Annotated in this window: 23 protein-coding genes and 2 pseudogenes; 10 read left to right on the top strand and 15 right to left on the bottom strand. The window is 43.7% G+C overall.

Translation table 11 applies throughout. The features are described 5' to 3' along the window. Positions 1-5: 5 nt before the first annotated feature. Genes ilvA through ilvG form a run of 5 tightly spaced genes read right to left on the bottom strand, consistent with a single transcriptional unit; the run spans position 6 to position 6,304 of the window. A complete protein-coding gene (gene ilvA, locus R7M72_RS19745) occupies positions 6-1,553 on the bottom strand; it encodes a threonine ammonia-lyase, biosynthetic (protein ID WP_054579444.1) in 1,548 nt (515 codons plus the stop codon). 2 nt (positions 1,554-1,555) lie between these two features. Beyond that, on the bottom strand, positions 1,556-3,397 hold the full coding sequence (ilvD, locus tag R7M72_RS19740; protein WP_005383859.1) for a dihydroxy-acid dehydratase: 1,842 nt from the start codon (positions 3,395-3,397) through the stop codon (positions 1,556-1,558). A gap of 13 nt (positions 3,398-3,410) precedes the next feature. Then, positions 3,411-4,349: a branched-chain-amino-acid transaminase gene (gene ilvE / locus R7M72_RS19735; RefSeq protein WP_318056298.1), complete on the bottom strand. Its 939-nt coding sequence runs from the start codon at positions 4,347-4,349 to the stop codon at positions 3,411-3,413. Between the two features lie 12 nt (positions 4,350-4,361). Next, positions 4,362-4,646, bottom strand: coding sequence for an acetolactate synthase 2 small subunit (gene ilvM / locus R7M72_RS19730; protein WP_005378958.1), 285 nt, complete (start codon positions 4,644-4,646; stop codon positions 4,362-4,364). An 11-nt stretch (positions 4,647-4,657) separates the two neighbouring features. Next, positions 4,658-6,304, bottom strand: a complete 1,647-nt coding sequence (ilvG, locus tag R7M72_RS19725; protein ID WP_005378960.1) for an acetolactate synthase 2 catalytic subunit — start codon at positions 6,302-6,304, stop codon at positions 4,658-4,660. Positions 6,305-6,769: 465 nt separating this feature from the next. Here ilvG and R7M72_RS19720 point away from each other — a divergent pair. The 4 genes and pseudogenes from R7M72_RS19720 to R7M72_RS19705 form a co-directional block, all read left to right on the top strand. Then, positions 6,770-7,426 (top strand): annotated as a pseudogene (locus tag R7M72_RS19720) (magnesium chelatase domain-containing protein); the annotation flags it as partial. Between the two features lie 74 nt (positions 7,427-7,500). Continuing rightward, positions 7,501-7,872 (top strand): hypothetical protein, encoded by a 372-nt coding sequence (locus tag R7M72_RS19715; protein ID WP_213896921.1) that lies wholly within the window; start codon positions 7,501-7,503, stop codon positions 7,870-7,872. 148 nt (positions 7,873-8,020) lie between these two features. Then, positions 8,021-8,602: a recombinase family protein gene (locus R7M72_RS19710; RefSeq protein WP_213896920.1), complete on the top strand. Its 582-nt coding sequence runs from the start codon at positions 8,021-8,023 to the stop codon at positions 8,600-8,602. 276 nt (positions 8,603-8,878) lie between these two features. After that, the gene (locus R7M72_RS19705; protein ID WP_262589966.1) at positions 8,879-9,793 is read left to right on the top strand and encodes a hypothetical protein; all 915 of its coding nucleotides are present in this window, start codon (positions 8,879-8,881) and stop codon (positions 9,791-9,793) included. Between the two features lie 313 nt (positions 9,794-10,106). On the opposite strand, the gene tmk is transcribed toward R7M72_RS19705, so the two are convergent. From tmk to R7M72_RS19690, 3 genes are all read right to left on the bottom strand, one after another. Further along, positions 10,107-10,769 carry a dTMP kinase gene (gene tmk, locus R7M72_RS19700; protein ID WP_213896918.1) on the bottom strand — a complete coding sequence of 221 codons (663 nt, stop codon included), beginning with the start codon at positions 10,767-10,769 and terminating at the stop codon, positions 10,107-10,109. Positions 10,770-10,877: 108 nt separating this feature from the next. Further along, complete coding sequence (locus tag R7M72_RS19695; protein ID WP_213896917.1) at positions 10,878-11,300, bottom strand: hypothetical protein; 423 nt, start codon at positions 11,298-11,300, stop codon at positions 10,878-10,880. Then, entirely contained in the window at positions 11,287-12,060 is a 774-nt protein-coding gene (locus R7M72_RS19690; RefSeq protein ID WP_213896916.1) for a radical SAM protein, read from the bottom strand. Before R7M72_RS19690 ends, R7M72_RS19695 begins: the two co-directional genes overlap by 14 nt. A 350-nt stretch (positions 12,061-12,410) precedes the next feature. On the opposite strand from R7M72_RS19690, the gene R7M72_RS19685 reads away from it, so the two are divergent. Both R7M72_RS19685 and R7M72_RS19680 read left to right on the top strand, forming a co-directional pair. Further along, positions 12,411-13,157: a hypothetical protein gene (locus R7M72_RS19685; protein ID WP_213896915.1), complete on the top strand. Its 747-nt coding sequence runs from the start codon at positions 12,411-12,413 to the stop codon at positions 13,155-13,157. A gap of 8 nt (positions 13,158-13,165) precedes the next feature. Then, on the top strand, positions 13,166-13,720 hold the full coding sequence (locus tag R7M72_RS19680) for an AAA family ATPase (protein ID WP_213896914.1): 555 nt from the start codon (positions 13,166-13,168) through the stop codon (positions 13,718-13,720). A 60-nt stretch (positions 13,721-13,780) separates the two neighbouring features. Here the strand turns inward: R7M72_RS19680 and R7M72_RS19675 are convergent, their stop codons facing one another. Further along, positions 13,781-15,328 (bottom strand): recombinase family protein, encoded by a 1,548-nt coding sequence (locus R7M72_RS19675; RefSeq protein WP_262631880.1) that lies wholly within the window; start codon positions 15,326-15,328, stop codon positions 13,781-13,783. Positions 15,329-15,388: 60 nt separating this feature from the next. Between R7M72_RS19675 and R7M72_RS19670 the strand changes: the two are divergent. Further along, a pseudogene (locus tag R7M72_RS19670) lies at positions 15,389-16,270 on the top strand (YifB family Mg chelatase-like AAA ATPase); the annotation flags it as partial. A 58-nt stretch (positions 16,271-16,328) separates the two neighbouring features. Here the strand turns inward: R7M72_RS19670 and R7M72_RS19665 are convergent. Continuing rightward, positions 16,329-17,285, bottom strand: a complete 957-nt coding sequence (locus tag R7M72_RS19665; RefSeq protein ID WP_005379034.1) for a DUF2860 domain-containing protein — start codon at positions 17,283-17,285, stop codon at positions 16,329-16,331. Positions 17,286-17,434: 149 nt separating this feature from the next. Here R7M72_RS19665 and R7M72_RS19660 point away from each other — a divergent pair, with 149 nt between their 5' ends. Beyond that, the gene (locus tag R7M72_RS19660) at positions 17,435-18,313 is read left to right on the top strand and encodes an acyltransferase (protein ID WP_065274973.1); all 879 of its coding nucleotides are present in this window, start codon (positions 17,435-17,437) and stop codon (positions 18,311-18,313) included. A gap of 46 nt (positions 18,314-18,359) precedes the next feature. On the opposite strand, the gene R7M72_RS19655 is transcribed toward R7M72_RS19660, so the two are convergent. From R7M72_RS19655 to R7M72_RS19635, 5 genes are all read right to left on the bottom strand, one after another. Beyond that, on the bottom strand, positions 18,360-18,962 hold the full coding sequence (locus tag R7M72_RS19655) for a thiol:disulfide interchange protein DsbA/DsbL (RefSeq protein ID WP_005379036.1): 603 nt from the start codon (positions 18,960-18,962) through the stop codon (positions 18,360-18,362). A gap of 34 nt (positions 18,963-18,996) precedes the next feature. Beyond that, the gene (locus R7M72_RS19650) at positions 18,997-19,983 is read right to left on the bottom strand and encodes a serine/threonine protein kinase (RefSeq protein WP_170890928.1); all 987 of its coding nucleotides are present in this window, start codon (positions 19,981-19,983) and stop codon (positions 18,997-18,999) included. A 53-nt stretch (positions 19,984-20,036) separates the two neighbouring features. Next, entirely contained in the window at positions 20,037-21,458 is a 1,422-nt protein-coding gene (gene ccoG / locus R7M72_RS19645; protein WP_315956717.1) for a cytochrome c oxidase accessory protein CcoG, read from the bottom strand. Positions 21,459-21,765: 307 nt separating this feature from the next. Continuing rightward, positions 21,766-22,032, bottom strand: coding sequence for a YihD family protein (locus R7M72_RS19640; protein WP_033906580.1), 267 nt, complete (start codon positions 22,030-22,032; stop codon positions 21,766-21,768). A 166-nt stretch (positions 22,033-22,198) separates the two neighbouring features. Beyond that, the gene (locus tag R7M72_RS19635; RefSeq protein ID WP_005379043.1) at positions 22,199-22,366 is read right to left on the bottom strand and encodes a hypothetical protein; all 168 of its coding nucleotides are present in this window, start codon (positions 22,364-22,366) and stop codon (positions 22,199-22,201) included. Between the two features lie 296 nt (positions 22,367-22,662). Here R7M72_RS19635 and R7M72_RS19630 point away from each other — a divergent pair, with 296 nt between their 5' ends. Together R7M72_RS19630 and trhA are read left to right on the top strand one after the other, a co-directional pair. After that, positions 22,663-23,469, top strand: a complete 807-nt coding sequence (locus R7M72_RS19630; protein ID WP_017635607.1) for a sporulation protein — start codon at positions 22,663-22,665, stop codon at positions 23,467-23,469. A 70-nt stretch (positions 23,470-23,539) separates the two neighbouring features. Beyond that, positions 23,540-24,193: a PAQR family membrane homeostasis protein TrhA gene (gene trhA, locus R7M72_RS19625; protein ID WP_005386658.1), complete on the top strand. Its 654-nt coding sequence runs from the start codon at positions 23,540-23,542 to the stop codon at positions 24,191-24,193. Positions 24,194-24,198 lie beyond the last annotated feature (5 nt).

Below are 24,198 nucleotides of genomic sequence, written 5' to 3'. Positions count from 1 at the left end.
GCGTTTTATGACAAGAAAAACTTATACGATGGGTTGTCTGTCTCGTCTTTGCATTGATAGCCAAGTTCACGTAAATGTGCAGAAAACTGAGCTAAATCGCTTTCATCTAACTCGAAACCACATAAAACGCGTCCGTAGTCAGCGCCGTGGTTACGGTAGTTGAACAAGCTGATATTCCAATGAGTACCGAGTGTGCTTAAGAACTTAAGTAGCGCTCCAGGATACTCTGGGAATTCAAAGCTGTAGAGGCGCTCTTTAAGCGGCTTAGACGGCTTACCACCAATCATGTAGCGCACGTGCAGCTTCGCCATTTCATCATCAGACAAATCAACCACTGGGTAGCCACCATCACGTAAGTCGCGAATGATATGTTCTAGCTCTTCCTGACCGCCTTGCAAACGCACACCGACAAAGATATTTGCCAATGAGTCATCGTTGTAGCGGTAGTTAAACTCTGTCACGGCACGGCCGCCAATGAGATTACAGAACTCAAAGAAAGCACCTTGACGCTCAGGGATGGTGACGGCAAGCAGACCTTCACGTTTTTCACCAAGCTCGCAGCGTTCAGAAACATAACGCAGACCGTGGAAGTTGGTGTTTGCGCCAGACAATACCGTACCTAGGTTTTTGTCTTTCAGCTTGTTCTGTTCAGCAAACTTCTTCAAGCCCGCCAGAGCAAGCGCGCCAGAAGGCTCTGCAATCGCACGGGTGTCTTCAAAGATGTCTTTTACTGCTGCGCAGATTTCATCGCTAGAGACTGCAATATGGCCATCAATGTACTTTTGGCATAGACGAAACGTCTCTTCACCAATGCGTTTTACTGCAACGCCATCGGCAAACATGCTGACCTGGTCTAATACTACTGGTTCACCTGCATCCAATGCCGCTTTGAGGCATGAAGAATCTTCTGGCTCGACCGCAATCACTTTGATTTCTGGCATGAGCTGCTTCACGAGTACTGCAACACCCGCAGCCAAACCGCCACCACCGACAGGAACGAAGATGTAGTCAAGGTGACCATTTTGTTGCAGCATTTCCATGCCGATGGTGCCTTGACCAGCAATCACCAGTGGATGATCGAACGGTGGGACAAAGGTGTACCCGTTTAACTCGGATAGACGCTCTGCCTCGGCTTTGGCCTCATCAAAGTTACTGCCGTGCAGCACCACATTGCCACCAAAGCTGCGTACCGCATCGACTTTGATGTCTGGTGTGGTTTTTGGCATCACGATAGTGGTCTTAATGCCAAGCTTAGTACCAGAAAGCGCCATGCCTTGTGCGTGGTTACCTGCCGATGCTGCAATGACACCAGCGGCTTTTTGTGCTTCAGATAAACTCGCCACCATGTTGTATGCACCGCGCAATTTGAACGAGTGTACGGGTTGGCGATCTTCACGCTTGATTTGCACATTGTTGCCAATACGAGCAGCAAGGCGAGGCATCTCTTGCAAAGGTGTGACAGTCGCGACTTCATACACAGGAGCACGCAAGATCTGGCGCAGATAATCTGCGCCAGTTTGGTTCACTTGTTTTTCGGGTTGAGCTTCCATCATTGCTAGCCCTCTAGCTTCGACTTGTCTCGTACTGCACCCTTGTCAGCACTGGTTGCCATACTCGCGTACGCTTTGAGTGCAAATGAAACTTCACGTTGGCGGTCAACTGGTTTCCAGCCTAGTTCGTCTTGTTTTGCACGGCGCTCAGCAAGTTCTTGTTCAGACACTTGGAGTGAAATTGAACGGTTTGGAATATCAATTGCGATCATATCACCTTCTTTTACCAGACCAATTGCACCGCCGTTTGCTGCTTCAGGAGAGGCGTGGCCGATAGAAAGACCTGATGTGCCGCCAGAGAAACGGCCGTCAGTTAGAAGTGCACACTCTTTGCCAAGGCCCATCGATTTTAGATAAGTGGTTGGGTAAAGCATTTCTTGCATGCCCGGACCACCTTTAGGGCCTTCGTAACGGATAACAACCACGTCGCCTGCTTTTACTTTGCCGCCTAAGATGCCTTCTACGGCGTCTTCTTGGCTTTCGAAAACTACGGCTGGGCCAGTGAATTTATGAATGCTCTCATCCACACCAGCAGTCTTAACGATACAACCATCTAATGCGATGTTGCCTGATAGAACGGCTAGGCCACCTTCTTGGCTAAAGGCATGATCGATAGTACGAATACAACCTTCCGCACGGTCGTCATCAAGGCGATCCCAGCGGCAATCTTGTGAGAACGCTTGAGTAGTACGAATACCCGCAGGACCTGCGCGGTAGAACTTAAGTACTTCTTCGTCTTCAGTTTGGATGATGTCGTATTTCGCCAGCTGCTCTTTCATCGAAAGGCCAAGCACGGTGCGCGCATCATTGTGTAGAAGACCTGCACGATCTAACTCACCAAGAATCGCCATGACGCCACCTGCGCGGTGTACGTCTTCCATGTGATATTTCTGGGTAGATGGTGCCACTTTACATAGGTGTGGTACTTGACGTGATAGGCGATCGATATCTTCCATATCGAAATCCACTTCACCTTCTTGCGCCGCGGCAAGTAGGTGCAGAATGGTGTTGGTTGAACCGCCCATTGCGATGTCCAATGCCATTGCGTTTTCGAACGCATCAAACGTAGCGATGTTGCGCGGCAGTGCTGATTCGTCATCTTGCTCGTAGTAACGACGAGTCAGTTCAACGATACGACGGCCTGCATTAAGGAACAGTTGTTCACGGTCAGCGTGCGTTGCCAGCATAGAACCGTTGCCCGGCTGAGAAAGACCCAGTGCTTCTGTTAGACAGTTCATCGAGTTTGCAGTGAACATGCCTGAACACGATCCACACGTTGGACATGCGCTGCGTTCGATCTGCTCGCTTTGCTCATCAGACACTTTTGGGTCCGCGCCTTGGATCATCGCATCTACAAGGTCTAGTTTGATGATCTGATCAGAAAGCTTGGTTTTACCCGCTTCCATTGGACCACCAGAAACAAAGATAACCGGGATGTTGAGGCGCATAGATGCCATCAACATTCCCGGAGTGATTTTGTCACAGTTAGAGATACATACCATGGCATCGGCACAGTGCGCGTTGACCATGTACTCCACAGAGTCTGCGATCAGTTCGCGTGAAGGCAGTGAGTACAGCATGCCGCCGTGACCCATTGCGATACCATCATCAACCGCGATGGTGTTGAATTCTTTTGCGATGCCGCCGGCTTTTTCGATTTCACGCGCTACAAGCTGGCCCATGTCTTTCAGGTGTACGTGACCCGGAACAAATTGAGTAAACGAGTTTACAACGGCGATGATTGGTTTACCGAAGTCTTCTTCTTTCACACCCGTTGCACGCCACAGTGCTCGTGCACCCGCCATGTTACGACCATGTGTGGTGGTAGCTGATCTATATTTTGGCATTTCCTAATCCTTCTTACTTCTGTTCTGGGTACACATAGTCTAACCAGCCCCACTTATCTTCCGTGGTGCCGTCAAATAGGCCAAAGTAGGCTGCTTGTAGTTCTTTAGTGATAGGGCCGCGCTTACCAGTGCCCACTTCAATCTTGTCGATGGTTGCCACAGGCACAACTTCTGCTGCGGTACCGGTCATGAATACTTCATCCGCAAGGTAAAGGGCTTCACGAGCAATGTTCGCTTCACGTACTTCGTAGCCTTTATCGCGAGCAATTGTCATGATCGAGTCACGAGTGATGCCCGGTAGAATCGCGCTAGTTGCTGGTGGTGTGGTGAGCACGCCATCTTTGATAACGAAGATGTTTTCACCAGCCCCTTCCGATAGGTAACCATCTACGCTTAGCGCAATACCTTCGTCGTAACCGTGACGACGCGCTTCACCCCCAACCAGTAGTGAAGATAGGTAGTTACCGCCTGCTTTAGCCGCTGTTGGGATGGTGTTTGGCGCAGCGCGATTCCAGCTTGAAATCATCGCATCGACACCTTTTTCTAGCGCTTCTTCGCCTAAGTAAGAGCCCCAAGGAAATGCTGCAATGATTAGATCCATCTCAGTGCCAACTGGTGGACATACGCCTAAGCCAACATTACCGACAAAACCCAATGGACGAATGTAAGCGCTGTCGAGTTTGTTTTGGCGCAGCGTTTCGCGGGTCGCTTCCATGATTTCTTCTACAGAGAAAGGGATCGGAAAGCGGTAAATCTTGGCAGAATCTTTTAGACGTTGTGCATGCTCACGGTGACGGAAGACAATTGGGCCTTTTGGTGTGTTGTAACAGCGCACGCCTTCAAACACGGATGTACCATAGTGCATTGCGTGAGTCAGAACGTGAACGTTCGCCTCTGCCCATGGAACCATCTCACCATTAAACCAAATGAAATCTGCAGTTTTCGTTGCCATTTGTTGCCTTCCTTATGCACTTACGTGTTGTTGTAAGTTGTGATTTGGCAGTTCATCGTTGCGGATTTTTAGCACCTCAACCTTACGAACGTCCCACAACTTCTCTATTTGATTGATCAAAAACGAGATTGGTCGATCGCTGTCGACGATGATCTCGACGCTAGCTACTTTGCTTTCGTGGTTTTGCGTAGCAGCGACTTGTTTGATCACGAAGCCTCGGTGACGAATCACACGTAGAACGCGCTCCAACAGTACCGGTTTGTCATCGGCTTTGATGTCGAGTAAATATCTGTCCATGCGATTGTCTCCTATGTATTTTCCAACATATCACTGTTTGATGCGCCAGGTGGCACCAATGGCCACACGTTTTCTTCTTCATCAATCAAAACGTGAAGCATGTAAGAAGTTTCACTCGCTAGCATCTCTTTGAGAGCAGGTTCGACTTCTTCTTTCTTGGTGATGGTTTTGCCCGGGATATCGAACGCTTTTGCTAACATCACGAAATCTGGGTTGTCATCAAGAATGGTTTCACTATGGCGACCGTCAAAGAACAATGACTGCCATTGGCGAACCATGCCAAGACGTTGGTTATTAAGAAGGACAATCTTCACTGGAATCTGCCGACGCTTCAGCGTGCCCAATTCCTGAACGTTCATCATAAATGAACCGTCACCTGTAATAAGGATAGACTGATCATCAGGACGTGCGACTGCAGCGCCCATCGCTGCTGGCAAGCCAAAGCCCATGGTGCCAAGGCCAGCAGAAGTGATAAAATTTTGTGGTTCGCGTGGCTGGATATGTTGCGCTGCCCACATCTGATGCTGACCGACGTCGGTCGAGACAATTGAGCTATCTGGCATCATGTCAGACAGTTGTTTAAGCAATAGCGGTGCGTAGATTAACTCGCCTGGGTGGTCGTAACGCCACTTAAAGCCGCTGCGCAGACTTTCACTGTGATGAACCCACGGTGAGATATCTTGAGTCAGCTCTAGCTGAGGAAGAATGGTGTTGATGTCGCCACGTAATGGTGCGTTGGCGTGGCGCAGTTTATGAATCTCCGCAGCATCAATGTCGATGTGAATCACTTTCGCATTTGGTGCAAACGTATCGAGCTTACCCGTCACACGGTCATCAAAACGCGCGCCAACCACGATCAATAGATCGGCTTCTTGAACCACTAGGTTGGCGGCTTTGGTGCCATGCATACCCAACATACCAAGATAGTGAGGATCATGGCGTTCAATGGTACCGAGGCCTTTTAATGTGCTAACTGCAGGCATTGGGTTTAAGCGAAGAAATTCGCGTACTGCATCGGTTGCTTTCGCAAGTTGCACGCCACCACCAACATACAACACTGGGCGAGTAGATGCTGCCAGCACATCTTGCGCACGTTTGATATCTTCAGCGCTGACATCTTCGATTGCTGGTGCTATGTATGGAGGAAGAAGGTCTGTAGGTGCTTGAGCGAGTTGAACGTCTTTGGCGATATCGACAATGACAGGACCCGGACGACCGGTTTTTGCGACCTCAAAGGCTTCGGCAAGTGTCGGAGCTAGATCTTCAATTTCGGTCACGAGATAGCTGTGCTTAGTACAGGCTAGGGACATTCCGATCACATCCATTTCTTGGAATGCATCGGTACCGATATGAGAGCTAGCAACCTGGCCTGTGATGGCAACTAGAGGTACGGAGTCAAGGAAAGCGTCGGCAAGGCCGGTAACAAGGTTAGTGGCTCCTGGGCCAGAAGTTGCCATGCACACAGCAACGTCTTGAGTGGAACGAGCCATCCCGATAGCTGCCATAGCGGCCCCTTGCTCGTGACGGCATAGGATGTGTTCCACCCCACCGTCATACAAAGCATCATAGATTGGCATGATGGCCCCGCCGGGGTAGCCAAAAACGGTTTCGATGCCTTGCTGTCTTAAAGCGGCTACGACAAGTTGTGCACCAGTCATCGTAAACCTCCTTTGCTACGTTGTGGCTCGTAGCGATTGCCATATTTATTGCACTTCATGTGCACTCCCATTCTTCCCGTTAAACTGTCCGAGGGTTAGACAGATGACAACTTGTAGTTGTAAAAAAACCCCCGGACTTTTCAGTGCGGGGGTTTTTTGTAATTTGTGGTTACCTTTCGCCCACAATACCCCGCGCGGTGCCAATAATGACCACGATAATCAGGGCTAGCAGTGCGTTGATATTAGCGAAAAGGTTCATCTGTCTGTCGTTCTTTTTTCGTTAAAAAATGTTGTGTAATGTTCTACGAAATTGTTTGCGTCATTAGTGGTATCACACAATTCCGCTGCATGACAAGCAAAAAGTCATTCTTTTTTCACATTAACTCTCAATTGGGACGCGGTATATAACATAACCAACTAGATAAAACATTTGTTTACAGAGTGTTCAAAAAAATTGAGGAACGTATGGGGCTGGCAATCATTCATAGTCGAGCAAGCGTCGGGGTGCAAGCGCCATCGGTTAGTGTAGAAGTTCATATCAGCAACGGCATGCCAGGGTTTACCTTAGTAGGCTTGCCAGAGACAACGGTAAAAGAGTCCAAAGATCGCGTACGCAGTGCGATCATTAATTCTAACTTTCAATTTCCTGCTAAGCGGATCACCGTGAACTTGGCTCCGGCAGATCTACCCAAGGAGGGAGGGCGTTTTGATCTTCCTATTGCATTGGGAATTTTGGCCGCTTCGGAGCAAATCGCGACAGATAAGCTCAAAAACTACGAATTTGTTGGTGAGTTAGCGTTATCTGGTGGTCTGAGACCTGTAAAAGGTGTGCTGCCTGCTGCGCTGGAAGCCAGTAAGATTGAACGTCATTTGGTCGTCCCACATGTGAATGGCGATCAGGCGGCGCTGGTGGGGAAGGAACAACATAAATCGGCCCAATCATTACTGGAAGTATGTGCCGAGCTTTGTGGTCAACATCGACTGAATCTTTTTCAAACGCCTAAGCGAAAAACGATCGAAAAACATGGTCGAGACTTACAAGATATTATTGGCCAACAACAAGGTAAGCGAGCACTGGAGATTGCTGCCGCTGGAAACCACAACTTACTACTTTTGGAACCTAAAAGACCTATTAATAAATCCTTCAATATTGAACACTAATCTTAATGAGTTCTTGTTACTACGGAGAGTTAATCATGGTAATGAAACTAGTTGATATACAAGTCAAAGATCTACGCCAACCTATCACTCTAGACTATCTAACAAAGCGATATCCTGACTGCTTTGATGAAGAGAGGAGATGGAAGTTGAACTATGACGAGCCTCTGGCACTCCACGCAGATGTAGAATTTGACGCTGAATACAACAGGAAAAGTTCAATGCCAGCAAACGGTGACTGGAGAGGTGCGGACGTACCTAATGTTATGCGCTGGTTTTTAAATCAACTGGAGAAAACAGGATACCCAGTAGATAACCTTGTGGTCATTAGTTATACACGATACATACGGCTAAACTCAAAGTACAAGCTGAGCATCGATATGAAGACTTTTCACACGAGAGAACCATAAGCCCACAAGAGCACATAGGCTCAAAAACATTCGTTTTTAGACCACCTAAGATGAACTCAATCTGGATTGTTTTAAAAGTAGGGTGTTGATTGATTTAAGCCTAGCCTATAAAATACCCCTACTTTTGAATCTTTAGGAGTAAGGCAAGGTGAGTTGCAGAACGTACTTCTACTGCCGTGTATCCAAAACTGAACAGACCACAGAAAACCAAGTGCAAGCATTTAAAGACAGAGGCTATGAAGTCGATGAAGCATTTGTAGTGGAAGAGACTGTTTCAGGAGCCGTATGCGCAATGGAGCGTAAAGGCTTTAAGACGATGGTAGAGCATAAGCTGATGAAAGGGGACACATTAGTTGTCTTAAAGCTTGACCGTTTAGGGCGTGACAACATTGATGTGCAGCAGACAATAAAACTTCTGTGTGAGAAAGGGGTTAATGTTCATAGCCTAGACTTACCTACAAAAGATCTAACGACTTCTGAAGGTAAGCTTATGTTGAGAATGTTCACGGCTTTTGCTGAGTTTGAGCGAGACCGAATCAGAGAAAGAACAATTGAAGGGCAGGCTAGAGCTAGATCACAAGGAAAAACGATAGGACGCCCTGTTAAGGCTACACCTCAAAGAGTAGCTGAAATACGCTCTCAAGGACTTTCTATTTCGAAAACAGCGGAAAAGCTTAATGTTTCTATTTCGACAGTTAAGAGGCTAACAGCAGAAGCTAAGAAGCTTTAGACCTCTCTGAGATTGCTTTGCTATTAAAAAAATGAAACAGCAAGCACACATAAAAAATTCAATTAATTTTTTTTACCGTTATTTGGTTATTTTCCACCCACAAATTCAGCCAAAAATAGAACACACTTTGTGTGTACGTAACTAGGCGGTGCAATCGAAGGAAAAACCATATCGTCCAACCCCTCCCCGCCTACCCATGATTATCAGGTGGTAGAGTGTTTGTGAGGTTCAATCATACTAACCAACCACAAGATAGAGTTACACCAGTAGTAAACGATGATGAAACAGTGCACTTTAGAGCAAATTGACCCTAGACAGCTTGTTCTCGATGAAAGGTTTCAAAGTAGACAAACACAGTTAATAGCTAAAAGAGCAGATAGAGCAGCTTCAGAAAACAGTAGACAAAGGCAACTCAGGAATATTCTTACAAGCCTAGAGAATGGTAATGGCATTAGGGAACCAATAGAAGCCTATGATATTTACGGTGAGTTGTATGTAGTGAGTGGCTTCCACCGCACAGAGGCATGCCACAAGTTCCTTAAAGACAACCCAAGCAAAATCCTTTCAGTGCCAGTAAAGGTCTATCGAGGTTATACAGAAGCCGAAGCCTATCTGGATTCTCTCACTAAGAACTTAGAACACGGTACAGCCTTAGATCAGTCTGAAATGTGGCAAAACAAGTTTAAGCAATCTTTGATGCAGGGGGAGAACCTAAAGATTCTTTCGAAGAGAGAAACCGCTAAGTTATTTGATTGTAGCCATTCTCAAGGACTACACATTGTGAACGCTCAGAAAGCCTGTACAGAAGTTGGTTTACCTAGTGTGAAAGAGTGGTTGGGTGATTATCAAAAGGCAGCAGAAAAGCTTAGAAAAAAGCTATTGAAGAGGTTTGAGGTAACACCTGACGATTTCGATAAGGACGGATTCCCAATTATCAGCAGATTATCAAAAGCTTATAAGGGTAATAGGTTTGATGCTGATTTATCTGAAGAAGAACTAGAGCTTAGAGAAATATTGCACCAGCAAAGTACCCTTATGGAGCTAATCAAAAGAAATCCTATAGCCTTTAGGAAAGCTTTAAGCACTCTAGATAAGAAAGCTTTAGGAATAGCGGTTAAACGTAAGTGGGACGAAGACAAAGTAGTACTTAAATACTGTGAAGGTGGTGCTACTGAAGAAGAGCTATTCTAACGACTCATAATGAACGCTTAGCGGCTACAGCAGAAACTCTACAGAGAAGTCTTAGCAGTAGCCGCAAGATAGTTGAAATCTTTGAGAACTCGCTAGCGTGGTCACCCGTGACCGCTTGGAACTCTAGGTGGTCACCCCAGAGGAGAAATACACAAGGCTGTTTGTTTTTTTTATTATTTATCAATACTTTATTTTAAGTATTCGTAGTAAGATTAGTAACACAATAAGCTGTATTCTCTACGAGAAGAGAACGTTAGCTTTCATATATGCTAACGTATCTTAAAGTCTAAATTTAGTACAAACTCATTGTGTTTTACATTGCCTTAAGTGCTGCGGCTAGTACATCCTCTGATATGTCATCAATAGTTCTCAGTATATTATTATCTAGGCAATCAACTAGTGTCCAGTTATTAGAATTGCGTGCTAATGAGTAATATACCTTAGCAACTTTTTCCAAGTAGCTTGAATCTTCTTCATGCAGATCATGGCTTTTGGTCGTGTAATCTCTAGTATTTTTCTTTTGAACTAATTCTGCTGAGTGAGAAGCATCTAGGTTTAGTAGGATATTTATTGTTGCTCTCGGTAGTCCAAAAACATCATACTCTAATTTTTCAATCCATCGTTGCAGTTCTTCTTGCGTTTCATCCGAAACCTTAGCTGATTGATGTGCTACATTTGACGAAACATATCTATCGATAATAACGACAGAGCCATTTCTCAGTGCTTGTAGAATGTCACTTTTCTTCTCATATCTATCACCAGCATATAGAATGGATGCTAACTTAGGATCAACTTCGTTAAGACCGCCAAAGTTGCCATTTAAATAGTGCCCTACCTCTTTACCAAAAAAGGTCTCAGAATAGCAAGGGAAACCCATAAGGACGACATTATAGCCCCGCTCTGACAAGTTTCTTGCCAAAAGACTAGCTTGTGTGTTTTTACCACTACCATCAATCCCTTCAATTGCTATAATCATTCTTAATATTCTCTATTAATTACTCGAGTTTCTATAAATTTTAAAAAAACATATATTATATGTTGAACTAGATAATTTATTAGCGTCAATATTAATCTCATTAATTTTTCAATAATTAAGGCGAGAATTCAATTGATTTAAAAAATTTGAGTCAATATTATTCTTCTTTATTATTTCATCATTAATGCTTTTTCTCATTTCTCTTGGATATAACTCTAGTATATTAGATTGACGATTAATGTCTAATATAGTGTTGAAAGTTATTTGAACAGCATCAACAAGAGAGCCAGTTATAATATTGCATTTCAGAGTCAAGACTTCTTCTAATGAACTAGGAAACATTCCAGCTTTAAATATAAATTCATCGCCTTGTTTTCTTTCAACGCTTATATAATTATAACCGATTAGAAATATTAGGTCTTCAATTAATTTGAAATTATTTTTAGATGTTAAAATGTCATTAAAAGATTTGCTTAAAAAATCAGAACTTTCAATAAATAACTTTAACTCATCAATTTTACTTTTCAACATGATTCCTCCAGAATTCAATGGCCTGTACACTTTCGGTAAAGGTGGGTAATTTTTTATTAAAAGTATTATAGATAAGATTTACTTCTTTGTTTGTATTAGAATACTTTAGTGCTTTATTGCTAATAGGTGCATAATCATTAGTATTTTTCTGACTATCTTTTACAAACTTTCGACCAACGACTACTCCAGAAATATCGCGTTCTTCAATCAAATTTAAATAATTATCTAAATCTTTAATTGTAATAGATTCTAAAACAGGCTTAATGTAGAGATATACTGGTATTCCAAGTTTTTTTGTCAGTTTAAAGTTATTAAACCTCATAATCGGCGAGTCAGTGTTTTTTTCAATTTTATTCCAGTGTGTTAACGTAGTTGACGATACAAAAATAGACAGCTGACCATACCAAGAAATATAATTTCTAATCTCTTCTAAGTCCTCGTATTTAACTTCGCGTTTGGTAGCAAACTGAACAGGGTTTCCACTTCTTAAAAAATGTTCAATTAACTCAATAGTTAAACTCCTAACAGACTCATCCCAGCATTCTGAGTAACAACCCAGAGAAATGATTGTTCCATGCTTCCCCGGGATGTAGTCAGCTCTCGACGCTACCGTTTGGATTATCTCCTCACTGGGAACCGTTACCAAGCTAGGAGCATCTATTTGGTAATCTAGAGAAGGGAGATAACAGTATGAGCACTTAGATCTACATCCCAAAGTCGAGTTTAAAAACAGCCTCTTATCAGTGCCGTATACATGCACAACCACAATCCTCTAAGAAAACACACAAGTTAAGGTGGGCAGTATACTTCATTTTACACAGGTATGCATACGTACAGTTTGTAATCTGAGGCTACAAAACAAGAGTGTTTAGGCAGAGGTGACTTATACTCATTTCTAATTTATTTTTTACTTAAAGAATTGTGAGTATGTATTCATTTAACTTATTGAATATATTAAAAACTTGACTAAACTATTAATGTTAATAATCATAGGTTATTAGCTTTTATAGCGTGAGTTGGTGAAGAAGATACATAAACTTCAACCTATTATACAGTAGTTAAGCTGAAGGGACTTTAAACCTAGTTTAACCATCATATCAAAGGGTAAAAATGAAAAGGCAAAAAATCGTACAAATTCTAATATTGGCTGTTGGTGTAATTTTAATTCTAGGGGCTATCATTTATTCCCCAGAAGTTACTGAAGACGGTTCTTATAATATGAATCTCAATACAATATTTTTAAGTATAGGCTGTTCTATTATCGCAGTTGTTATTATAAATTTTGTTGAATACCATATAACTTTGCCTGAAGTTAATCTTATAAAGGTTGTTAATTCTTGGAGGTTGGTTTCTATTTTTGAAACTCGACAAGAAATGAATGCTACCACAAACAAATTAATTAAAGATGCTCGAGAGTTAGATATTGCAGCTTTAGGATCTAGAGGATTAATAGACTTTCAAGGAGAAGTACTGAAAGAGGGGTTAAAGAAAGGATTGAAAATTAGATTTTTAGTTCCCCAAAAAGACTCTGAATATATAGCACAACGTGAACTTGATGAAAATGCTCACTCTGGTTCAATTACCAAAGCTATTGAGGATTTAATTTCCTGGGTTGAAAACACAAAAAATGAGTTAAACCTCGCGCAGGAATGTATTGAGGTGAGAGAATATCCTAATCTCCCTATTGAATCTATAATGCGAATTGATGACCAGATCTTTACAGGGCCATTTATGGTTTATAAAGGCAGTCAAACAACTATGGCTTATCAATATGAAAAGAAAGGTTTAGGGTTTAAATATTATAGTGACTACTTTAATAGCATATGGAAAAGTAAAGATACTGTAAGAGTTGCTTAGAGGGTAAAGTGAAAAGAATTTTAATTACGGGCGTGTTTGGTACAGGTAAAACATCTCTTATTGAACAGTTAAGCAATAAACTTAATAGCCTAGGTAAGAGAGTTAAGGTTGTCAGTGAGGTTGCTAGGATCTGTCCATTTAATTTAAATAAAGAACAAACAATGATTTCAACATCATGGCTTGTTATGGCTCAAATAGAAAATGAGATTTTGTTTTCAAAAGAAAATCATGATTATGACTACGTGATTTTTGATCGAGGTATTCCGGATATTATAGCCCATACAAAAATCCTCACTAAAAGTAGCAATGATGATGAACTCTATATTCGTAAACTAGAAGAGCTTGGAAAAGCTAGCTTGTTCAGTTTTGATTATATATTTTTATCAAAAAGGTCGGACAATTTTAAAATTCAGGTTGATGGTATGCGAGTCGATGATGAAGCATATCAAAAGTCTCTTGAAGAAATTCATATTGGTTATCTAGAAAATGGTAATGCTAGTTACATAGCACTTGTTGAAAACAACAACGATAGAGTTGAACAAATATCAAGGGTGATCTTATAGCTATCTAATATTAACTATGTTCAGATCTGATAGCTCACCCTACCAGATCTGAATCTATATCTAACCCCAGCGTGTATCAAAAGTAACTCTAAAAGATATTCCGGTATTAGTCTGCCATAAGCTATCTGAAGTATTGAAGGTCAGTGTAATATCTTCCCCAGTCTTTAGGCTTATCTCCAAACGTTCTTTATTTTTGTAGACCACTATGTTGGCAATATGTCTCTTCAAGTATTGGTGTAAACGCAGGCGTTCGAAGTTTTCATTAAGGCGTAGCGTTATCTCTTGTAAGTCAACCTCATCATTTTCTACTGCCTTAGAACTTTGAAGAATCAACAGCTCGTTCTTAACTATATCCATACGCTGCTCAGTTTTACGTATAGCTGCGCTAATGTAATTACTAGACCCATTTTCTTCTAAATCATTGATAAGGTTGTTTAGTTTCCTGTCTAGCTCGACAAGCTCACCCTCTAGCTGCATTTCTTTTTCGTGGTTATCTGCTTTGTTTGCAAATGTATGGAGAAGCTTTTGAAGAGCTATTAGAACAACCCACTGAACAGAATAATAACGATGACCTATATACTGACATCCAGCACCGTGTCTCGCAGTACTACAAACAAGGTAATAACCTCCTTTGTCTGAAGAGCCCTTGTTAACAAATTGCATCGAAGAACCACATTCACAAGAAACCATCCCTGATAGAATATTGCGTGTGTGACCTCTACGAATTGCTCCAGTCCCTCTAATTTTTCTACTTTGAGCCGCTGCCTTAGCTCTGAGCCATAAGTCTTTTTCTATAATAGGAGGATAGTAGTTTTCTATGACTTCCCCTGTAGGAACTCTTTGACCAAGCTTGTCTGTAACATGTGGGATGTATTCGCCTAGAACAGCAGTATTATTGAGTAGCTTAGTCACATAAGAGAGGTGCCAGCGTTTAGCTCTTGAGCCTATAGGAGCAATCCCCTGCGAATTTAGCTTTCTTATTAAAGCAGACCGTCCATACCCATTTGCTGAAAGCTCAAAGATATAACGAACAACCACTGCTTTCTCATAGTTAATCTGTATTTTAGTTTTGTCTTCGTTGTATTCGAGCCATGCAGGTAGGTGAGTTCCCAGTGGCTTTAGATGAGCAACTGCTTGCTTTGCATGCCATACATCAGCTAGGCGTTTACTTTTCGCAGCCGATTCCTCATGTGCTCTGCTCATGATTACAAGTGAAATAATCAACTTTGTCATATCAAGCTGACCTCTTCTATATACCTGTTTATCCATGAGAGTTACGACGGTGATACCAAGCTCGACAAGCTCCATGAGAAGACGCATGGACTTTTCGACTGGTTGACGGCTCATACGGTCAAAGCTTTCTAGGAGTAACCAACTTCCTTCAGGAATAGTCCCTTCTTTAACCGCTTCTATAAACTGGGAAAGAGCCCCTTGTTCACTATTACGCCCTTTAAACCCACTAACACCCAAATCTTGAAAAGAAAGGCTCTGCAATTCTAGCCCATTTTCCTCTGCGTACTTCCGAGCAGTTTCTAACTGTCTCTGTAAGCTACGACCTTCTATTTGCCCTTTAGTACTGAAACGAATGTAACTGTATGCTTTTGTCATTACTAAAAAACTAACTTATTTACTCCTAAAAATAACGTGGGTCTATTATATCTAAGATTCCTTTTCCTTGGCCCGCCAGGTACTGGAAAAACGATGTTGGCTTCGCGTTTGTGTGACTTATTACCGGAAATGAGTGACGAAGAAGCAATGGAAACCGCTTCGGTGGCATCGTTGACTCAGAGTGAAATTAATGAGCATAACTGGAAGTCGCGTCCGTTTCGTTCTCCGCATCATTCAAGTTCAATGGCGGCATTAGTCGGCGGTGGTTCGGTACCCAGACCAGGGGAGATCTCTTTAGCCCACAACGGGTTATTGTTTCTCGATGAAATGCCCGAATTTGATCGTAAAGTTCTGGACTCGTTACGCGAACCGCTCGAATCTGGCGAGATCATTATCTCTCGAGCGCAAGGTAAAACACGCTTTCCGGCTCGTTTCCAATTAGTTGGAGCATTGAACCCAAGCCCGACAGGATATTACGAAGGCAATCAAGCGCGCACCAATCCACAAGCTATTTTGCGCTACCTTGGTCGATTATCTGGACCACTGTTAGATCGCTTTGATATGTCTTTAGAAATCCCAGCTTTGCCCAAAGGGACATTAGCAGAAGGTGGTGATCGCGGTGAGCCGACTGCTATCGTAAAAGCGCGTGTGAGCCATGCGCGTAACAATATGCTAAACCGCAGTGGTAAGGTCAATGCACTGCTAGGTAGTCGAGAAATTGAGGCGTTTTGTCCCTTGCACAAGAGTGATGCTGAGTTTCTTGAAACCGCTTTGCACCGTTTAGGGCTCTCGATTCGTGCATATCATCGTATTATCAAAGTGGCGCGAACAATCGCCGATCTGGATGGGGCGGAGCAAATTGAACGAACGCACTTGGCCGAGGCGCTTGGGTATCGAGCGATGGACCGTTTACTGAAACAGCTTACGGCGCAAGCGGTATAGAGACATGCAAAATGTCATCGCAACAAGTGTTGTGAGCGCCTTGTTGCGATGAAGGACGTTAGAAGGTGTAGTTGAGACCAAGCGACAATAGGTACTCTTTCTCCTCATAAAACGTGATATTCGAGTCAGTTTGGCTATAGCCGGCTAAAGAAATGAACGACCAGTCTTGCCAGTCAAATACGTTTTGATATTCGTAGGCCGCAAATAGGCTGATGGTGTCGTCATTTCGTGTTTTAGCAAAAGTTTGGCTAGCGGCTTGATAGTCTTTCCATGCGTAACCCGCGGTGAGAGCCAATCGATGGCGATTGATAAATTTAAACCAGCTGATGTCAAACCCGTACGAATCAAATGATTCCGCCTTACCGTCGGCATCTTGATTGATGTAGGTGAAAGCGGGTTGCAACATAGACGTTTGGTTGAGTGGAATGCGATAGTCGCCTTTGACATAGTAAAGGTTAGCATCGCGAGCAAGTGAGCGGTCTGTCACTTCCTCCTGCTCGATGTCTTTATCAGCATAAGCAAGATCAAGGTTGAAGTTCTTATCAATTAACCCTTTGATCTGAAAGCGATATGCATTGCCGTCAACATCCGTCTCTTTACGTGCGGTTCCTACTTGATAAGGGTTGCGCCAAGTTTCGCCTTTGAGTACCGTCGGCAGATAGGAAACATCGAGCACGGTGCCAGATTGTAGCTCGTGTTGATAGCCCAACTGAAAAGCGAGTGTACCTACCGCGACATCTGAGCGTGTGGTACCGGCGTAAACTTGGTGGTTGAGTCGGCTACCAAAGGTGTATGTCACACTCCCTAGCGGTGCAGCGATAACGGAACTGTCACTATCGGCACGCTTATCGAGAGAATCGATGGTGTTACTATTTTCTGTATTGAAATTGGATTCTGATGATATGAATCCGGCATTCAGCGAAATTTCACCGCCAAAACCTGCGGTTTCAGCGAGTTGAGCCTGAGCAGAACTGACGACAAAGGCCAAAGGCAAGAGAAGTAGCCTTGGTTTCATTCGTTATCTCCTTGTTGTCGAATGAGTGGTGCACATATTGGTTGCGGTAACAAATCTGACCATTCCCACGCATGTTCCAATGTGGCAAAGGCGCAGTATAATTACACGCTGTTTTATTCTTCACACATTATTACTGTTGTTTGACTATCATGTTGGCATATTTGTTATTTTTTTTTAACGCTTCTTTTGTGATTCTCAATTCTGCGGTTTGTTCACTCGCAATTTGTGTTATCGCTGTATTTAAAATATTGCTTCCTGGCGTAAAGCTAAAAGCGATAGCGACCGCTTGTGCCAATAAGGTGATGTGGTTATGGGCTACCGTTAATGCGTGCATTCTGGCGGTATCTAACCGTGTTGAGTGGGATGTTCAGGGCGGTGAAGCGCTTAAAAAAGACGGGTGGTATCTGCTGATCAGTAACCATCTCAGTTGGACAGATATTGTTGTGCTTTGCTGCGTGTTTAAAGACCGTATTCCCATGCCGAAGTTTTTTCTCAAGCAACAACTGCTGTATGTGCCTTTCATCGGGATGGCGTGTTGGGCGCTCGACATGCCATTTATGCGTCGCTATTCGCGAGAGTATCTGATCCGCAACCCTCATAAGCGAGGTCAAGATTTAGAGACGACACGTCGCTCGTGCGCTAAATTCAAACACACTCCAACCACAGTGGTTAACTATGTCGAAGGAACCCGATTTACCGAAGAAAAGCAGCGTAAGAGTAAAGCAAACTATCAATATTTGCTGCAACCAAAATCGGGCGGGATTGCGTACACGTTAGCGGCGATGGGGGAACAGTTCGAGAGCATTATCGACGTGACGTTGGCGTACCCAAAAAATACGCATAAACCGTTCAAGGATTTATTGATGGGTCGAATGGGCAAGGTGGTTGTGCGTGTGAATGTGTTACCCGTTGATGAACGAGTGCTCGGTGATTACTTCAACGATAAGCCCTATAAGCGGCAATTTCAGCAATGGCTGGGTGATGTGTGGCAAGAAAAAGATCGGTTACTACAAGAGATTTACAAATAAACAAAAGGGGAGCGACGTGCTCCCCTTTTGATTGATATCGATGTGCTTATTTTAGTGTCAGCAAGTAGTTCACCAGAGAGAAGTACTCATCCATCGTTTTGATGCTTTGTGCTTGAACTAGGTATTTGTTGTTAACGATAACCGCAGGAACGCCGGTTAGACCGCTGTTTTCAAATTGCTTGTCCATACGGCGAACCATTGAATCAACCGCGAAGCCTTTGAATGCAGAATCGAACTTTTTCGCGTCTACACCTTCATCAAGGAAGATTTGACGAAGTTCTTCATCATTACGTGGTGCTTTCTTTAGATTGTGGATGCGGTTAAACATCACTGGCACCATTTTGTCTTCCACTTTTAATGCAACCATCGTTGCGTAGGCTTTGCTCATTGATGGGCCCATGTTGCCACCCATGAAAGAAACGTGGTTTTTTAATAGCTTAGTACCTTCTGGCAACTGTTTTTTCAGTTGCTGGATAACTGGTTCAAAGCTATTACAGTGCGGGCAGTAGAAAGAGAAAAACTCCGTCACAAGAGGTTTTTTTGATGCCTCAAGATCCAATACTTTGTAATGTTCACCTTCTTTGAATTGCGCTGCATGTGCCGACAGGCTTAACATCAGCATAGAAAACAGTGCGAACAGTTTTTTCATCGAAATATCTCCATTTTTGAATTTTTGGCCTGACTTACCATTGAGGCATTAAAGACAGCGGTGCTTCTTCTAAAGCGGCGATCTGCTCTTTAAATGCAAGGACCTGACCTTCCCAGTATTTTGGCTCATTAAACCATGGAAAAGCGAGAGGAAATGCAGGGTCATGCCAACGTTTTGCTAGCCATGCCATATAGTGCACCATTCGTAGACCGCGAAGTGGCTCGATTAGTTTCAATTCTGCAGGATTAAAGTCGCAAAACTCTTGGTAAGCCTCTAAAACAATATCCAACTGCATCAGTTTGTCTTGGCGTTCACCGTTCAGTAGCATCCATAAGTCTTGTACTGCAGGGCCGTTACGAGCGTCATCCAAATCAACAAACATAGGGCCATCTCGCCACAAAATATTGCCTGGGTGGCAATCGCCATGCAAACGAATGATATTGAAGCCTTCGTGCCAGTGGCTTTCAATTGATTTGATCAGCATATCCAAGTCATTGAAGAAGCTGTTCTCCAAGTGCATTGGAATCATATTGGCGTTTTGCAGAATCTCTCTTGGTTGATACAGGTATTCTTGTAAGCCGATCGTAGGGCGATGTTGGAAGGCTTGGCGGCTGCCGACTTTATGGATTCGGCCAAGGAAACGCCCTACACCTTCGAGCTGATCTAAATTGTCAACCTCGTATTGGCGACCACCCACGCTATCAAACAGCGCAAAAGCATAGCCTTGATAGTGATGCAGGGTTTCACCGTTGATGCGCACAGGTGGTGCGACGGGTATCTCATTGCCAATCAGCTCTAAAGTAAAGTCGTGCTCCTCTTGGATCTGTTCATTGCTCCAACGTTCAGGACGGTAAAACTTGACGACATAACGACGACGCTCTTCGTCAGTAAATTGATAAACACGGTTTTCGTAGCTATTGAGGGGAAGAAAGCCTGATTCTGCGCGAACGCCGATGCTTTCTAACGCGTACCACATAAAGTCTGGGGTAAGGGCGTCAAAGTTAAACATACTTTGGGACATATAAACAAAAAGGCTCATTACTGAGCCTTTTTCCGTTAGTCACTGAAGTAGCGCTATAGTTTTTTAATAAAACGGCTTTCTACTTCAATGGTGAATTCGTTGCTCTTATCGGTGAGTATAAACTGAATTGTCGTAATCGCAGAGTTTAGCTTGTCAGGATCGGCACCAAGACTCATTGGCAGGTTCAATACCTCACCTGGCTGGACCTGAATTGTCTGCTTACCATACCAGCTTACATTGGATAGCCCTTCAACATCCAACGAGTACTCTTGCACTTGCTGAGTTTTGTTGATCACTTTGAGGGTGTAGGTGTTTTCTACTTCTCCCGAGCTATTAACGCGGAACAGTTGGTTACGGTCGCGAATAACACTCATGCCGGCTGGGTCTACCGCTGCAATTTGGGCAAAGAAAAGACCGACCATGACGAGTAGTACGGCACCATAGCCTAGCAGCTTCGGACGCATGACTTTGGTACTCTTACCCGATAAGCGATGCTCGGTAGTGTAACTAATTAGGCCTTTCTCGTAGCCCATGCGATCCATGGTGTTGTCACACGCATCAATACAGGCGCCACAGTTGATACATTCATACTGCAAGCCGTCACGAATATCGATACCTGTTGGGCACACCTGCACACACAAATCACAATCAATACAATCACCCAAACCAAGCTGCTTTGGATCGGCTTTACGCGGACGTGGGCCACGTTTTTCCCCACGTTTTGCATCGTAGCCAACGATGAAGGTGTCTTTATCAAACATGGCAGACTGGAAGCGCGCGTAAGGACACATGTGAATACACATGATGGAACGCATCCAACCAGCATTACCATAAGTACAAATGGCAAAGAACATTACCCAAAAGACGGGCCAGAAGTTGGCGTTAAAGGTGAAAAAGTCGATAACCAATTGCTTCATTGGTACGAAGTAGCCAACAAAAGTAAAACCAGTGGCGAGTGCAATGGCAAACCAAGCTATATGTTTGACGGTTTTACGCATCGCTAAATTCGCCGTCAGCTTATTGGAGTCTTGTTTGCGGCGTTTATTGGCACTACCTTCCAGCTTCTCTTCAAACCAGATATACATGAAGGTCCAGACGGTTTGTGGGCAGAGATAGCCACACCAAACCCGACCCAAGAAGGTGGTAATAAAGAACAACCCAAACGCCGCGATCACAAACAGCAAGGCGAGTAGGGTAAGATCTTGTGGGTACAGGGTGGTACCGAAAAAGTTGAACTGCTGGTTGCCAATATCAAGCAAGATCGCTTGACGTTCACCGTAAGGGATCCACGGTATCAAAGCGAAGAGAAGCAGTAAGAACCAACCACCGTAACGACGCAGTTTCTGGTAAGTCCCTTTGCTTTCGCGTACATAGATGCGATTACTTGGGTTGAACCGATCCCCGTTTCCTTTATGGGTTTTGGGATTATAGGTTTTAGGAGTCACATCTTTGATATCGATCTTGTCCTGACTCATGCACTCATCCTTCTTAGGCTTTTATAATGTACGGCGTCATTTCTATTGATGTCGCTCGATGACATTGCTGCTCGTTCCGTCATAAAGATGACCGAACATAATTATTTTAGTAAATACTGATGAACGGCGATTATACAATCAATAACAATTCCGTTTCTTTAACGCAGTCAATGTTTAACAACAAAAATCAGTACAGTTAACCTGATAATTGGCTGAACAGTTATAACCAATTGTGGGACTAAAAACTTTGGTTATAAAAAAGCGACTCACAGGAGAGTCGCTTAAAGAATACTGGCTGTTGAGCTGGTTATTTGATGATGCCACGAGCGCGTAGGATCGCCGTTTTAAAATCGTCCTCTTGGTCTTTTTTGAGTCCAGGGATCATTTCATCTTTGCTGCTATTACGCATTTTAAGGTGGTAGATCAGTACATCGTCGGTCAGATCTTCTAGCTTTCCTTCATAGCCTGCTTCTTTTGCCAGCTTAACGATGAACTGCAATAGGTTCAGCTCTTGCTCTTTATGCCATTCAGGCTCTAGTAGCTCAAGCAGCTCTTCAATGCGATGACACTTCATTTCTTTCTCCACAGAATTTATAGGTGTAATTAGCAGTAAAGGTACCAAATTGCTTTGCTAAGACCAAATAGGAAAAACGATCTCTTTCACCGTGGTTTGTTCTAAGTCTTTGAAGTTTTATGAGTTGCGTGCAAAGAAAAAAGCGCAGCTGGCGCCGCGCTTTTGATTAAGCTGCTTTGATAACTTTGGCCGGAACACTCGACATCATTGCTGTCTTCTCAACCAATGTCATTGCTGGCGCAACTTGCTTTGCCTTTGGTGCAGTAGTAAAGCCACTGCGGCGGCGCATTGCACTAGTATTAGTGTGTGCGAACCTGACTGTTGTTGGGCGCATTAATTTACCTAACTGTCAGGCATATCCATTGCCGATGTAATGGCCTGAATCATTATGAGCTAGGCTCCAACAAGATTGAAGAATCACTCTTCTGGCTCTCGCCAATCCAGTTAATGAGTCAGGAATACCGATATGCATGCATATCAAGTGTAAGATTAGCATCCTTGTAATAATTGGTCGATAGTTGAGCAATTGAATTGTTTAGATTTTGTCATTTTGTCGCGATGTTCGAGGCAATTTTTGTTTGATCCCACGATCAGCAGTAGTAGTATGAGATCTCGATGAAGGAGGTGCCTATGTCATTTTTGAAGAAGACACTTGCCAGTTTTGGGATTGGGAGCGCGAACGTCGACTCAATCTTAAACCAAGACGTGCTATACCCAGGTCAAAGTGTGGATGTGTCTATCCATGTATATGGTGGTGCGACTGAACAAGCGATCGACAACATTGATTTAAAACTCTGTTGCCGCTACATCGCAGAAGCCCCTGATGACCGTGGTGCGCGAGAAGGACACAGCATGCGCCGAGTACCTCAAACTCATGTGCTTGCTAAGTGGAGTCTCCCTTACGCATTTACCATCCATTCCGGCGAAGAGCGTACCTTCGATGTTAAGCTCGATGTGCCTTGGAACACGCCTATCACCATTGGTGATGCCAAAGTATGGTTAGAAACCGGCTTAGACGTTGCCGCTGCTTTGGATCCGACTGATAAAGACATCCTCACCGTTCGACCTGATCCACTGATGGATGCGGTACTATCTGCATTTGAAGCGCAAGGTTTACGAATTCGCCAGGTGGAATGCGAGGAAGTGAAAGGATTCGATCTACCATTTGTGCAAGAGTTTGAACTGGTGCCAACCGACGGACCTTACCACGGCGTGTGGCGCGAATTAGAATTTGTTGCCCACCGAAGTGAGCAAGAACTCAAGTTATGGTTTGAAGTTGACCGCACACGCAAGGGGCAAGGTGGCATGCTCGCGAGCTTACTGGGTAGTGGCAAACTCAAGCGAGAGCTGACCATCCCTGCCACGACTAAGCCAGATCAAGTTGGCGAACTGGTACTCAATTATCTCGATCAAACTACTGCCGTTCATGAGTCTTAATTTAAGCTTACACGTGTAAGCCTAATGTGCCATACTAGAGCAAATTTCAAACTCTAGTATAGGCGCATTGATGTCCGAGCTGCAGAAACCTCAATACAGTCAACGTGAAGAACTGGCCAATACCATCACCCACGGTATAGGGATGATTTTTGGTATTGTTGGCTTGATACTGCTGTTAGTTAAAGCCATAGACCATCAAGCTGACACTTTAACGCTTACCAGTATGGCGATTTATGGTGCGAGTATTATCGTGCTATTTTTGGCCTCGACGCTCTATCATGCGATCCCTTATCCCAAAGCGAAACGTTGGCTAAAAACCTTCGACCACTGTGCTATTTATCTTTTGATAGCAGGCAGCTATACCCCTTTCTTGTTAGTCAGCTTAAGAACACCTCTAGCATTTGGGTTGATGATCGTTATTTGGAGCATTGCGTTGATCGGCATCATCATGAAAGTTGCGTTCGTCTATCGATTTAAAAAGCTTTCTTTGATGACGTACTTGGTGATGGGATGGTTATCGTTGATTGTGATTTATCAATTAGCTATTAACTTGGATGTCGGCGGACTTACACTGCTTGCTGCTGGTGGAATTGTGTATTCACTAGGGGTAATTTTCTACGTCGCGAAGCGCATTCCCTTTAACCATGCGATTTGGCACGGCTTTGTTTTGGCTGGCTGCGTGTGCCATTTCTTTGCGATTTATTACTTTGTTGAGCCTATCTAGCCGAT

It is taken from the genome of Vibrio sp. YT-18, assembly GCF_033337345.1.
GTDB classification, from domain to species: domain Bacteria; phylum Pseudomonadota; class Gammaproteobacteria; order Enterobacterales; family Vibrionaceae; genus Vibrio; species Vibrio alginolyticus.
The sequence above is the reverse complement of the archived record's forward strand: the minus strand, read 5'-3'. Positions and strand labels throughout refer to the sequence as shown.

Coding starts and splice junctions, on each gene's coding strand:
- ilvA (WP_054579444.1), bottom strand. CDS start 1,553: ATGATGGAAGCTCAACCCGAAAAACAAGTGAACCAAACTGGCGCAGAT.
- ilvD (WP_005383859.1), bottom strand. CDS start 3,397: ATGCCAAAATATAGATCAGCTACCACCACACATGGTCGTAACATGGCG.
- ilvE (WP_318056298.1), bottom strand. CDS start 4,349: ATGGCAACGAAAACTGCAGATTTCATTTGGTTTAATGGTGAGATGGTT.
- ilvM (WP_005378958.1), bottom strand. CDS start 4,646: ATGGACAGATATTTACTCGACATCAAAGCCGATGACAAACCGGTACTG.
- ilvG (WP_005378960.1), bottom strand. CDS start 6,304: ATGACTGGTGCACAACTTGTCGTAGCCGCTTTAAGACAGCAAGGCATC.
- R7M72_RS19715 (WP_213896921.1), top strand. CDS start 7,501: ATGGTAATGAAACTAGTTGATATACAAGTCAAAGATCTACGCCAACCT.
- R7M72_RS19705 (WP_262589966.1), top strand. CDS start 8,879: ATGATGAAACAGTGCACTTTAGAGCAAATTGACCCTAGACAGCTTGTT.
- tmk (WP_213896918.1), bottom strand. CDS start 10,769: ATGATTATAGCAATTGAAGGGATTGATGGTAGTGGTAAAAACACACAA.
- R7M72_RS19695 (WP_213896917.1), bottom strand. CDS start 11,300: ATGTTGAAAAGTAAAATTGATGAGTTAAAGTTATTTATTGAAAGTTCT.
- R7M72_RS19685 (WP_213896915.1), top strand. CDS start 12,411: ATGAAAAGGCAAAAAATCGTACAAATTCTAATATTGGCTGTTGGTGTA.
- R7M72_RS19675 (WP_262631880.1), bottom strand. CDS start 15,328: ATGACAAAAGCATACAGTTACATTCGTTTCAGTACTAAAGGGCAAATA.
- R7M72_RS19665 (WP_005379034.1), bottom strand. CDS start 17,285: ATGAAACCAAGGCTACTTCTCTTGCCTTTGGCCTTTGTCGTCAGTTCT.
- R7M72_RS19660 (WP_065274973.1), top strand. CDS start 17,435: ATGTTGGCATATTTGTTATTTTTTTTTAACGCTTCTTTTGTGATTCTC.
- R7M72_RS19655 (WP_005379036.1), bottom strand. CDS start 18,962: ATGAAAAAACTGTTCGCACTGTTTTCTATGCTGATGTTAAGCCTGTCG.
- R7M72_RS19650 (WP_170890928.1), bottom strand. CDS start 19,983: ATGTCCCAAAGTATGTTTAACTTTGACGCCCTTACCCCAGACTTTATG.
- ccoG (WP_315956717.1), bottom strand. CDS start 21,458: ATGAGTCAGGACAAGATCGATATCAAAGATGTGACTCCTAAAACCTAT.
- R7M72_RS19640 (WP_033906580.1), bottom strand. CDS start 22,032: ATGAAGTGTCATCGCATTGAAGAGCTGCTTGAGCTACTAGAGCCTGAA.
- R7M72_RS19635 (WP_005379043.1), bottom strand. CDS start 22,366: ATGCGCCCAACAACAGTCAGGTTCGCACACACTAATACTAGTGCAATG.
- R7M72_RS19630 (WP_017635607.1), top strand. CDS start 22,663: ATGTCATTTTTGAAGAAGACACTTGCCAGTTTTGGGATTGGGAGCGCG.
- trhA (WP_005386658.1), top strand. CDS start 23,540: ATGTCCGAGCTGCAGAAACCTCAATACAGTCAACGTGAAGAACTGGCC.